This window comes from Halolactibacillus miurensis (genome assembly GCF_900116255.1).
In the GTDB taxonomy this organism is placed as follows: Bacteria; Bacillota; Bacilli; order Bacillales; family Amphibacillaceae; genus Halolactibacillus; species Halolactibacillus miurensis.
The window spans coordinates 132,771-145,506 of sequence record NZ_FPAI01000006.1; the positions used below are offsets into that span (position 1 = coordinate 132,771).

Consider the following 12,736-nt stretch of genomic DNA (forward strand, 5'->3'; position numbering starts at 1 on the left):
TCATCAACTCTGTCATGGTTTGTGGTGCTTTTCTTATTGAAGCATGATTTAGACCAGAAACCAAACCAAAAGGCTTAGGAGTGTTGCTCCTAAGCCTTTAACTTACCCTTGATTGTATTGATTGACTTCAAATAAATCGATTAATTCAATGTCTTTGTGTTTATCGGTAAACCAGCGCAAGGCAAAGTCATTTTTAAATAAGACTAAAAATGCTCCTTCCCGGTCTTTTACGAGTAAATTCCGGTCATCAAACAGTGACGTATCGACTTGGTTATCTGTTAACCAGCGCGGAATACGTTCGCCAATTGATTCGAACATGACATCGACATTGTACTCATATTTCATTCGATGTTCAAATACTTGATACTGCAACTCACCTACAGCTCCAATAATATAATTTTCCATCGGATAGGTCTTAAAGAGCTGGATAGCCCCTTCTTGAACGAGCTGTTCTAAACCTTTTTTAAACTGCTTTGATTTCATGACGTTCTTCGCGGTTACACGCTTAAATAATTCTGGTGGGAATTGTGGTAATTCATCATATTCAAATGTTTGTTTTCCTTCAAGAAGTGTGTCCCCAATCCGGTAAACGCCTGGATCATAAATGCCAATGATATCACCTGGATAAGCTTCGTCAACGGTATCTCGACTTGAGGCGACGAATTGTTGAGTCTGATTTAATTTGAATGATTTCCCCGTTCGTGGTAAGGTGACTGACATACCGCGCTCAAACTTCCCTGAACAAACACGTAAGAATGCTACTCGGTCACGGTGAGCGGGATTCATATTGGCTTGAATTTTAAAGATAAAGCCTGAGAACTGTTCTTGTTCTGGTTCAATTAAACCTTCTGTCGTTTTACGGGCTTGCGGTGTTGGAGCTAAATCAATAAAGGTATCAAAAAACGTCTCAACACCAAATGGAGCTAACGCACTACCAAAGAAGACCGGCGTTTGGTCACCTTTTAATACTTTATCTAAATTAAACTGATCCCCCGCTTCATCTAACAGCAACATTTCTTCCTCTGTTTCTTTAAATGTTGGATCTTCGGTGATGTCTTTGTAATCACCACTGTGTAATGCATCAAACGGAATGAAACTTTCACGTTCATTCCCGTTAAACTTAACAAATTGATCGTTATAACGGTCTAAAATACCGAGGAATCGTTTCCCCATACCGACCGGCCAGTTCATCGGATAGGTTTCGATTTCTAATACTTCCTCAATTTGGTCTAATAAATCAAAGGGTTCACGTCCTTCACGGTCTAATTTATTGATAAATGTAAAAATAGGAATTCCGCGCATTTTACAAACTTTAAATAATTTAATCGTTTGTGCTTCGATTCCTTTTGTCGCATCAATAATCATGACTACGCTATCCACCGCCGTTAATGTCCGGTACGTATCTTCACTGAAGTCTTCGTGCCCTGGGGTATCAAGGATATTAACTTTATAGTCTTTATAAGGAAAATTCATTACACTAGAGGTGACTGAAATCCCACGTTGCTTTTCGATTTCCATCCAGTCACTTGTCGCAAATTTTCCTGATTTTTTTCCTTTTACGGTCCCAGCTTCTCTAATTAAATTACCAAACATGAGTAGTTTTTCAGTCATGGTCGTTTTACCCGCATCTGGGTGGGAAATAATCGCAAACGTTTTACGCATATCTTTTTCTTCTTTAATACTCATTTCATTTCCTTCTCTCTTAACAGTCTATTCGTTTTTAAAGGGGGTAATATACACACCTAAGAAAATTTATAGCTGAGAAAAATTTTATCATCATTTCATCTTTACCGTCATTACTCTTCATTAAGTCTATTGCCTTTACATGTTTTTACCCCTCACACGTTCGATTTCTTGTCACTCTGTTAATGAAAGTAGCACAAAACACGAAAAAAAGTCAATGACTATTGTCGTAAGTTCTGCTCTTTACGCTTAATCTTTGTTATAATAATAAGATAGCATTTTTTAAAAGGGGTTTTTCTATGCCACGGATGATTTTTGAACCAAAAGAAATTATGACATTAACAGGCCAACGGTTCTACCGTCGTGGTCTGGATTACTATAAAAAAGGACGTGTGAATCATTTAAGTTACAATCAAGCGATTAACATGTGGAAAGCTGATGTCAGAGGCAGCGAAACCTTCCATGTCAATATCTTCGTCTATGATGACGATGATTTAGAAACGCGTTGTACGTGTCCTGCGTTTCATACGCACGGGACGTGTAAGCACATTGCTGCGGTGTTACTGGCCATCAGTAAGCATCAACAACCGCATTTAGAAGCAAACGTACCCGAGGCTAAAAAAAGTGATCCTTTCTCCTTACGGTTATTGGATGCTTTTAAAGAACCGGTTATTCCTAAAGAAAAACACACGTTACGCGTTCACTATCTCTTAAATGAAGTGAGTCCATCTTTTACTGATGATAAGCGGTTTGTCATTGGGTTGTATGTCGGTGATGCCAAACCATTTATTGTGAAGGATTTGCGCGATTTTATCGAAGCGGTATATTACAAACAATCCTATCAAATTACCGATAAATTTTCATATTCACCAAAACAACATCAATTTCAAGAAACAGACCAAAGAATTTTACATTTACTAAAATATGCCCTTACGAACGAGCGCGCCTATAAAGACTTATACGCTGAACAACAACAGCGTTTGATGATTGTTCCGCCTTATTTATTTGAAGAATTATTCACGTTATTAATGACACAACCATTAACCTTTAAATCAGATACACAAAAAGAGTACAGCGAATTATCACTCTTACCGCTAGACCATCGCATTGAGTTCACCATTGATACTGAGACAGAGAGCCAGGTGATTTCCTTTGATGATTTTTTAAGTTATCGCTATTCACCTTATTATCAAGTCTTTATCAAGCAATCCAGTATTTACACGTTATCCGACCAACAAAAGACTATTGTAGATAAAATTATGAAAGAAATGCCCAGACACTTATCACAACAACTCAGTCTTTCACCAAGCGATTTCCAAAGCTTTTTAACGTTTGTATTGCCAATGCTTGAAGCCATCGGCACGGTTACTATGACGGATAATGTCAAATCAAAATTATATGAAGCACCGCTTCTTGTCCATATTTATTTAGAGTTCATCGGTGAATCACTCGGTGTGACTGTCGACTATCAATATGGTGATTTCCGCTTTTCTTTTAATCAGTCATTAAAAGACACTGATCAAATTATTGTGCGTGATATTAAGGGAGAAGAGATAGTGATTGAACAATTACGACAGTTCGGCTTCCAATATATCAATCAGCGTTTTCAACTCTTTCATGTGGATAAAATCTATGACTTTCTTTTAGACGTTGTGCCTGAGTTAAAAGAAAAATATCACGTCTATTTATCAGATCAACTAAAAGCCATGGTCAATGATGAAGCGATTCAATTTGACCCCTCGATTCGATTTGATGACCGTTTAAACGTCTTATCCATTGATTTTGATATCAATGGAATAAATGAGCAAGACGTTCATGAATTAATGAAAGCATTGATTGAAAAAAAACGCTATTTTCGTCCGAAACAAGGACCACTTGTTGATTTAGAGAGTGAGGCGTTCGAACAATTTAAAGCTTTTGCTGCTTCGTTAAAATTGAAAAAAAGTGATGTTAAAAAGGATGGCCTTCATTTAAGTCCAGTACACGCGACTGTCGTTGATGATTATTTCCGTGATACGACCGCTTATGAAGCAACCTTTGACACTTTAATTATGGATTTACAAGTGGCTCAGAACACAACGTATCCTTTACCTCATATCGAAGCCAAGCTGCGGGACTATCAACATGTCGGTTACCAGTGGTTTAAAACGTTGAGTGCGTATCATTTAGGCGGTATCTTAGCTGATGAAATGGGGTTAGGTAAAACATTACAAACGATCACCTATATATTGAGTGACTATGAAGAAAAACACGAAACAAAAAGTTTAATCGTTGCCCCTTCTTCACTCATCTATAACTGGAAGAAAGAATTCGAACGCTTTGCTCCAACTTTAACGGTTCAAGTGGTCAGTGGGAATCAACAAGAACGAAAGAAACAAATTGAACAACCAAGTGATGTATGGATTACTTCTTATCCATTACTACGTCAGGATAGTGATTTATATCAAACGATGACGTTCACTCACTTTATTTTAGACGAAGCACAAGCGATTAAAAACCACTTAACCCAAACAGCAAAAGCTGCCAGAGCCATCACGGCGACGCACAGATTCGCCCTTAGCGGAACGCCCATTGAAAATCGGTTAGAAGAGTTATGGTCTATTTTCCAAACGCTCTCTCCTGGTTTCTTAGGGACAAAGAAATATTTTCTATCCCTAGACACAGCCGCAATCAAACAGATGGTCCGACCATTTATTTTACGTCGTTTAAAAACCGATGTCCTTACTGACTTACCAGAAAAGTTCGAATACGAGAAATACACCGATTTAACACGTGATCAAAAACAAGTGTACCTATCTTATGTCAATAAAATAAAAGATACATTAAATAAGACGCCCTTTAATGAAAATAAACTTGATATTTTATCTGGCTTAACCCGATTAAGACAAATTTGTTGTCATCCTAGTCTATTTTTAGAAAATTATACGGGTGACTCAGGGAAGCTTGATTTATTGAAAATATTATTAACACAGCTAAAAGAAGAAAATCGCCGCGTCCTATTATTTTCACAGTTTCCAAGTATGTTGAAAATAATCGCTAATGAACTTGAAGACCTTGGAATAACTCACTTTTATCTTGATGGACAAACCCCGTCAATGGAACGGTTAGAAAAAGTCGATCAGTTCAATGACGGGGCAAAAGATCTGTTTCTTATTTCTTTAAAAGCGGGTGGGACTGGACTTAACCTCACCGGCGCGGATACGGTCATCTTATTTGACTTATGGTGGAATCCTGCCGTTGAACAGCAAGCAGCCGGACGGGCACACCGGATTGGACAAACAAAGAAAGTAGAAGTGATCCGCTTAATCACTGAGGGAACGATTGAAGAAAAAATCTTTAACCTCCAGCAAAAAAAGCGGGCATTAGTCAATGAAGTGATTGAACCAGGGGAAACATTACTTTCCTCGTTATCAAAAGACGATATCCTCTCACTGTTATCTGTTGAATCTGAGTTATAAATTTTCTTTGATGTCTATAATCATCCACCAACCTTCAGCTCACACAAAAAACAGCCGCTAGTGGCTGTTTTTTGTGTGACAGTATATGCGTGAACCTCTCCCTCAAATTCAAAGATTATAGGAGGGGTTAGTAACAGTTTGTGTTCAAACTTATCAACCTTCGACAAATACTAAACCGAGTTGGTGATGATCTCCTTCATAATAGGCACGTTGTGTAAAGCGAATCTCACCATCAAGGTTATAAATTTCTATCTTACAAAAAGCTAAATTAGATTGAAGAGCTTCATAAAACTCATCACCGTTAGACACTCGATGACCATTCACTTTAGTAATGACTTCTCCAATTTCAATGCCCATGTCACTCGCAGGTGAGAAAGGATGGACGCCTAGTACTTTTAATCCTTGTGCAGAGGGACTATATAAAGACGTATGATTGGCTTCATGTTGCCTTGTCATAAAAAGCAAAATTTCCCGGCCAATCAGGCCAACAATGATACTTAAAAGAATAAATGGCGCATAAAGAAATCCCAATAAACTAAATCCGATAACGATTAAGCCTAATAGCGTTAAACGTTTAAGTAACCACTGACTAAACACCTTTGGTCGTTGCGTACGAATGACATGCTCAAGTCCTAATAGTAATGGAAAGAAAATTAAACCGTAACTTTCTCCTTGATAATCAAAGACCGGCCAATACTGGAAGAAGATATCAAGGTCACCAATTGGCCAAATAAACAGTAAGGGAAGCAGCGCCAGTTTTTTAATCCGGTGTTGCCCCACTTGCTTTCCACGCGATCCAATAAAACGCTCCGGGAACGTTTGATCATCACGCGTACGCGTTAAAAGAAAGGCTTCCGCTAGAATAAATATGCCCATTAAAATCGTGAAAATAATCCAATGATCAAGGGTTAACGTCACTTTGAGTAAATCAGGTAAGTAACTTTCATAATAGGGATAAAACAATAAAGTTAAACTACTTGCGCCAAAGATATAAACACTATTAAGCCAGCTAAATTTGCCAGTGAACGAAAAGAGCAGTGAAAAGATGATGAGTAAACCGATCATCAATGGCGGTAAAAAGATACCTAAGCCAATAAAAAGCAAGGAAAGTAAGACGCTCAAAATTAATCCAATGCGCTTTAAGCCGTACCACTCATCTAGCGTTGGAAATACTTTATAACCAAATGTTAACCGTTCCTTTTCCACTCTTTTAGTTGAGGATATGTATATTAGAATAAAAAACCAATAAAATAATGGGTTAATAAAAAACCAGCCAATCCCCTTTAATACTTCAATGATGATAACTTCCACGTGGCTCACTCACTCCTTTTACAGTTAAAAATATCTATACGGCATGCTATTCAACAACAGACCATTTATAAATTCTCCACTTCTACTATATCATATTTTAAAGCACGGATATGATTCCCAATTAAAATATTACTAACAAATGAGCCCCTATCGATGAGACAGGGGCTCTTAATTAAGCTTTATTCATTTGTTTGTGCTTGTTGTCTTGTGATATCAATCGCTTCTTCTTTTTGTCGATCGTCCTTTCCATCACGAATGCGCTGTATAATTTCACCTTGAAGCCGCTCAGCTGTTTCTTGATTGAGGTCTCCTGTCACTGATAACCCTTGATCATCTTGAAAAGCTTTTAACGTGGAAGCAGTCTCGCTAGAGAAATAACCGTCCGTCCGGTCAATATCATAGCCCAGACCTTTTAGCATTTCTTGCATAAATCTTACGTTAGTCGAGACGGCGTCCACTTTTACAGTCTCATCAAGAACGATAGGTGATGAGTAATAATAATCGGGTTGCTTAACTGCCACTGTCGGCTCTACACCAACTTCATGAATCGACGTCCCTTCGGCAGATAACCATTTTAAAATTGTTAGCTTAAGTGAACTGCCATCGCCCATATCCAATGTCGTTTGAACCGTGCCTTTACCAAAGCTCGTCTGACCGACAATATTCGCATGAATGGCTTCTTTTAATGACACCGCCAAAATTTCAGAAGCAGAAGCACTCCCTTCATCAATTAACACTGTCACGGGATAGGGTTTTTCTGCCTCAGTATTTGAAAAGAAGCGTTCTCTTTCCCCGTTACCATCTTCTACTTGCATATACGGTCGATCACTTGGGATAAATTCCCGCAAGATTTCTTGAACAACATCTAATAAACCACCTGGATTCCCGCGGACATCAATGATTAATCCATCAATACCCTTCGATTCAAACGTCGTTAATTCTTCTTTAAATCGTGTAGCGGTTGTCTCTGAAAAGTTCGTTATTTCAATATAACCAAGCTGTTCGTCATTCTGTTCAATCACGTCACTATAGACCGTTTCTAAAGGAATTGTATCTCGAGTAATAGTGAACGGAATGAGTTGATCAGAGTTTTGACGTCTCACTTCAATCTTAACTTCTGTTCCTTTTTCTCCACGTATTTTTGAGACCGCTTCAAGTAAATCCAAACCTTCTGTCGACTCACCTTCAATAGTCACAACTTGATCGTTTGGACGTAAACCTGCCTTTTCAGCGGGAGAATCCTTTAAAGGTGACACAATCGTCACAACGCCATTGATCATGCTGACTTCTGCCCCAATGCCTTCAAAAGAGGCTTCGATTTGTTCATTGAAAGCTTCCATCGTTTCAACATCTAAGTACTCACTGTAAGGATCACCCAAACTCTCAAGCATACCGCTAATGGCACCTTCTATGAGTTGTTGTTCGGTAATATCTTCAATATAATTCGACTGAATTTGATTAAAAGCTTGTACAACTTTCGGTAGCTGAACGGAATCTGATAACTCATTTAACATCTCTTCATAACGTTCTTCTGTGATTCCTGACGGTGTTGTCTTACTTTCATCGACCAATACCCATTCAGTTACCGCATAGCTTATGCCACCACCTAAAACTAAAGCAGCAATTAATAACATCATAAGAACACTTTTTTTCATACGCAACCCTGACCACTCCACATCTTTAACATTTGTTTAACTAAGCGTTTACTTTACTAAGTCTAACATATTTTTTGCTAGTACGATATTAAAAGGGCACCACGCCTGTCGCGTGATGCCTCAAATCATAATCCATCAATATTTGATGAGGTTATTTTAACTTAATACAAGTAATTGGCTGGGTTAACGGCATTCGCATGCGCCCAACCCCCTAGATGAACTTCAAAGTGTAAGTGTTGACCGGTTCCGATACCCGTATTCCCCATAAGCGCAATCTGTTGGCCTCTTGAGACTGATTGTCCAGGGCTTACACGCGTTGTACCTGAACGCAAGTGAGCATATAGCGTGGATACTTGTTCTTTATCACCATCACCATCTATGTCGATATAGTGCGTTAATAGAATCGCATCACCATATCCATTCATGCGTCCGTCATATTCGGTATACGTATCCACAACCACACCATCAGCTGCGGCATAAATTTGTTGTGTACCTGGTGCGGCAATATCCATTCCTCGGTGTGGTTTTACGACACCGGTAACCGGGTGCACACGGTTTGGATTAAAGGGTGATGTCACACGGCGAGTAGAAGCTGGCCAAAAGAGTGTCCCACCGCCAGATGATCCTGAATCAGGTGAACCCGCACTTGCTGAATTACCATCCTCTTGACTTAACTGTTCTTCTTTTTTAGCTTGTTCTTCAGCATTTTTAATAGCTTGTTGAATGGCTGCTGCTTCCTTACGTTTAATTTCTTGTTGGTCAGCTAATGTGACTTTATATTCTTCTAACTCAGCATGTTCCTCTTCTAACTGTACCATTAAGTCAGATTGATTGGCACGCTGAATGTTTAATTGTTCTTGGATTTGTGCAAGTTCTTGTCTTTGAGAAACAAGTGTCGCTTTTTTCGACTCTAACTCTTCTTTAGCCGCTGTTAATTCTGTTCGTTTTGTTTCTAAGTCGGCCTTTTTCGTTTCAACTTCTACCCGTTTTGTTTCTAAATCTAATTTATCTTGTTTTTGTATTTCCATAATATTTTTATCTGAATCTAAAATCTTCGATACTGCTGTTAATCGGGAGATAAAATCACTAAAACTTTGCGCACTAAAGACGAGCTCTAGGTATGTTGCATTTCCACCGGTGCGTTGCATCGAACGAAGACGCGAACTAATTAATTCCTGTCGCTCATCAATACGCTTCATTAAATCTTCAATTTCTTCGTTTAATTGAACGATTTCTGCTTCTGTTTCAGTAATATCATTTTCAGTTGTTGTTATGTTCGTTTGAATCGTTGAAATCTCATTTTCAGTGACAGTGATTTCATTTTCTTTGGTCTCTAGTTGATCGGCTGTGACGGCTAAATCTTCATCTAATTCCGCAATTTTCGCTTTTACTTGTTGTTGACGCGCTTCATTTTCTTTTATCTTTTCTTCAGCGTCACTCGCATTGCTATTTATGTTTTGACGTTCTTCTTCTAACGCCTCAAGTTCCTGCTTTAATTCATTAATCGATTGAGCTACCACAGGCTGTGAGAGAGGAACAACCATATTCACCATCAAAACAGAAATAAATATGTATGCCAATATCTTTTTCATTTTGCCAACTCCTTCTTTCTAATTTTTATAGAATGATGGCGCTATAACAGCGCCATCTGCATTTCTCGTTACACTTTTAAGAATTTCCGTACACTCATCACACTACCCCATATACCGATGACGACACCAATGAGGATGATGACACCCGATACTTGCCAAACAAATGGTGAGAAAGGGAGAAGCGTGATAAAATCAAATTGTTGAACGACGCTCATGTTTTGATCTAAATAGTAATAGCCACCAATCAAAAGACTGATCGGTATAACACTACCTAATACTCCGAGTAGCATACCTTCTACGAAGAATGGCCAACGAATAAACCATTTCGTCGCACCAACAAGCTGCATGATTTCAATTTCTTTACGTCTTGCAAAGATGGTAATCTTAATCGTATTAGAAATAAGGAAAATCGCGGTAAAGAGCAAGGCTACAATTAATACTAGACCAATGTTTCTTGCATAGGCATTAAAGTCAAAGAGGTTTTGCACAAAATCCTCACCATAATTGACATCTTCAACATGGTCAAAGCTTTCAATTTCTTGTGCCATTGCGACGGTTTGGGTTGGATCGTCAAGTTTTATAATATAAGCATCGTTTAACGGATTCTCTTGGTCTTGTAGACCGAAGATATCTCCCTCATCCCCTAAACCTGACATTAATCGTTCAAGTTCTTCTTCTCGAGTTGAAAACGTGACGCTCTTTACATTATCGAGCCGTTCAAGTTCGTCTCCAACAGAGGCTGTTTCTGCCTCATTCGCCGTTAAATCGACAAGCACTTTAATTTCTACATCTTCTTCGAGATTTTCTGCAATATGGTTAATATTTAACAATAAGACTAAAAAAGCACCAACTAAAATTAGCGTTGTCGTAACGGCCCCAACTGAAGCTAACGTCATCCAACTGTTACGCCAAGTATTTTTAAGTCCTTCTCTAATATGTCGTTTAAAAGTTCTAGCTCTCATAGCCGTAATCACCTCGATGCTGGTCACGCACAATCATACCGCCTTCAATAGCGATAACACGTCGTTTAATTGTATTCACAATTTCTTTACTGTGGGTTGCCATAATAATGGTCGTTCCTGCTGCATTAATTTCTTCTAATATTTTCATAATTTCCCACGATGTATCTGGATCTAAGTTACCCGTAGGCTCATCAGCAATGAGTAATTTCGGATAATTGGCAATAGCTCTTGCGATCGCGACCCGTTGTTGTTCGCCACCAGAGAGTTCATCCGGAATAAACCTTGCCTTATTTTTAAGTCCCACTTGGTCAAGAACTTCCATCACACGTTTACGAATATTTTTTGGTGTTTCTTCTACAACTTCTAACGCAAAAGCAACATTTTCATAAACAGTCATGGTCGGTAAGAGTTTGAAATCTTGAAAGACGACGCCAATATCCCGTCGTAAGTAAGGGATTTCTTTACGCTTCATATTGACAACATCATGTCCGGCGACTTGCACATCACCCGATGTTGCTTTCTCATCTCCGAAGATGATTTTAATGAATGTTGATTTCCCGGCACCACTTTGCCCAACTAAATAAACAAATTCGCCGAGGTCGATATCTATCGTTATGCCATTTAAGGCTTGTACACCATTTGGATATGTTTTTCGAATGTCTTTCATTTTTATCATAATTATCCAATCACCTTTACTATGTTTGATTAAGCAAACAATTCACCTGTTTTTGTGACATATTTGCTCATGCTTTACTATTATAACATTTCATCCGCCATTTTTTTACCTTTATAATGTTACAGTTTGATTTCATTTCCTTCAATAAATTTCCGAATCCTAGAAGTAAGGGGGGGAAGAGACTATTTTAGTTAAAACACCTAATATAATAAGTGTTTTAGTTTCTTTTATTAAAAAAACCTCTTTTAACCTAATAACGGTTGAAAGAGGTTTTGATATTATTTGATTAATGCTTCGTGAAGCCTTCACCAATCACTTCACTAGCATTCATGACGACAATGAAAGCTTTAGGATCAATCAATTTAATAATTTGTGACGTACGACTAAATTCATTTTGATTCACCACACACATAATCATGCGGCGTTCTTCTTTTGTATAACCGCCTTCTGCTTGCCAGACAGTGACACCTCGGTCAACTTGATTAAGTAAAGCTTCTCTCACTGGTTCCACATGATCAGTAATAATCATTAAGTTCTTCGAACTATTCAGTCCAACTTGGACTAAATCAATCGTTCGACTCGTAACAAAAAGTCCGATTAATGCGTATAACCCTTGTTCAACCGAAAAGACAAATGTAGCTGTTAAAACGATTACCCCATCAAAAAGAGCTATACAAATACCAAAAGGAAGGGGCACATATTTATGTAAGATCTGTGCCGCTAAATCAATACCACCAGTCGATCCTTTCCCGCGAAAGACAATGCCGATTCCGACACCACAAGCCATGCCACCAAAAATCGCGCCGAGTAATGGATCCGGTGTCGCTGCTGGCCAGGCGCTACTCACACCAACAAAAAACGGAACAGCGACCGTACCAACAAATGTTTTCATCCCAAAGTTTTTACCTAAAATAAAAATCCCTAAGACAAACAGCGGGATATTAATCGCCCACTGGACAATTTCTGGACTATAGCCAAAGACACTATTCAAAATCGTACTAATACCGGCAACGCCACCAGAGGCGACTTGATTCGGTAGTAAAAATAAATTAAAGCCAATCGCAATCATAAAAGAACCGAGTAAGACTAAACTATACTCAAATGTCAATACTAAAGGTCTTGGCATCGGTTCACGTCTATATCTTTGTATCATTACATCCACCCCTTAGCAATTTATCACAACCTAAAGGAGTATATCAGATAATCTCATAGGAAACAACTGGCTTTTTCCCGTTAACACACCATCTCATTATTAGAGTAAAGGATTAAAATCATACTAAAAAAGGAGACATCCAGCATTTAACGAGGCCACTGAAAAAGTCCAAAAAAGATCGGATACCTCATTTAATCATAGGCATCCGGTCTTTTTTTCGATAAAATAGAAGTATCAATAATAGGT

At 38.4% G+C, this 12,736-nt stretch carries 8 protein-coding genes; 1 reads left to right on the top strand and 7 read right to left on the bottom strand.

All coding sequences use genetic code 11. The features are described 5' to 3' along the window. Window positions 1–102: 102 nt before the first annotated feature. Window positions 103–1,686 carry a peptide chain release factor 3 gene (locus tag BM390_RS05960; protein ID WP_062322379.1) on the bottom strand — a complete coding sequence of 528 codons (1,584 nt, stop codon included), beginning with the start codon at window positions 1,684–1,686 and terminating at the stop codon, window positions 103–105. Between the two features lie 296 nt (window positions 1,687–1,982). On the opposite strand from BM390_RS05960, the gene BM390_RS05965 reads away from it, so the two are divergent. Continuing rightward, the gene (locus BM390_RS05965; RefSeq protein ID WP_089853339.1) at window positions 1,983–5,141 is read left to right on the top strand and encodes a DEAD/DEAH box helicase; all 3,159 of its coding nucleotides are present in this window, start codon (window positions 1,983–1,985) and stop codon (window positions 5,139–5,141) included. A 153-nt stretch (window positions 5,142–5,294) separates the two neighbouring features. On the opposite strand, the gene BM390_RS05970 is transcribed toward BM390_RS05965, so the two are convergent. The 6 genes from BM390_RS05970 to BM390_RS05995 all read right to left on the bottom strand — a co-directional run bounded on the left by BM390_RS05970 (window position 5,295) and on the right by BM390_RS05995 (window position 12,490). After that, window positions 5,295–6,452, bottom strand: a complete 1,158-nt coding sequence (locus tag BM390_RS05970) for a PDZ domain-containing protein (protein WP_089853341.1) — start codon at window positions 6,450–6,452, stop codon at window positions 5,295–5,297. A 179-nt stretch (window positions 6,453–6,631) separates the two neighbouring features. Further along, a complete protein-coding gene (locus BM390_RS05975; RefSeq protein ID WP_246806747.1) occupies window positions 6,632–8,107 on the bottom strand; it encodes a S41 family peptidase in 1,476 nt (491 codons plus the stop codon). A 161-nt stretch (window positions 8,108–8,268) separates the two neighbouring features. After that, a complete protein-coding gene (locus BM390_RS05980; protein WP_062322387.1) occupies window positions 8,269–9,699 on the bottom strand; it encodes a murein hydrolase activator EnvC family protein in 1,431 nt (476 codons plus the stop codon). 68 nt (window positions 9,700–9,767) lie between these two features. Further along, window positions 9,768–10,661, bottom strand: a complete 894-nt coding sequence (gene ftsX / locus BM390_RS05985; protein ID WP_062322389.1) for a permease-like cell division protein FtsX — start codon at window positions 10,659–10,661, stop codon at window positions 9,768–9,770. Continuing rightward, window positions 10,651–11,337 (bottom strand): cell division ATP-binding protein FtsE, encoded by a 687-nt coding sequence (gene ftsE / locus BM390_RS05990; protein WP_062322391.1) that lies wholly within the window; start codon window positions 11,335–11,337, stop codon window positions 10,651–10,653. Before ftsE ends, ftsX begins: the two co-directional genes overlap by 11 nt. Before the next feature lie 286 nt (window positions 11,338–11,623). Then, window positions 11,624–12,490 (bottom strand): YitT family protein, encoded by an 867-nt coding sequence (locus BM390_RS05995; protein ID WP_089853347.1) that lies wholly within the window; start codon window positions 12,488–12,490, stop codon window positions 11,624–11,626. Window positions 12,491–12,736 lie beyond the last annotated feature (246 nt).

What these genes read in the sequence shown, in the direction of transcription:
- BM390_RS05960 (WP_062322379.1), bottom strand. Translation starts at nt 1,686, where the DNA reads ATGAGTATTAAAGAAGAAAAAGATATGCGTAAAACGTTTGCGATTATT.
- BM390_RS05965 (WP_089853339.1), top strand. Translation starts at nt 1,983, where the DNA reads ATGCCACGGATGATTTTTGAACCAAAAGAAATTATGACATTAACAGGC.
- BM390_RS05975 (WP_246806747.1), bottom strand. Translation starts at nt 8,107, where the DNA reads ATGAAAAAAAGTGTTCTTATGATGTTATTAATTGCTGCTTTAGTTTTA.
- BM390_RS05980 (WP_062322387.1), bottom strand. Translation starts at nt 9,699, where the DNA reads ATGAAAAAGATATTGGCATACATATTTATTTCTGTTTTGATGGTGAAT.
- ftsX (WP_062322389.1), bottom strand. Translation starts at nt 10,661, where the DNA reads ATGAGAGCTAGAACTTTTAAACGACATATTAGAGAAGGACTTAAAAAT.
- ftsE (WP_062322391.1), bottom strand. Translation starts at nt 11,337, where the DNA reads ATGATAAAAATGAAAGACATTCGAAAAACATATCCAAATGGTGTACAA.
- BM390_RS05995 (WP_089853347.1), bottom strand. Translation starts at nt 12,490, where the DNA reads ATGATACAAAGATATAGACGTGAACCGATGCCAAGACCTTTAGTATTG.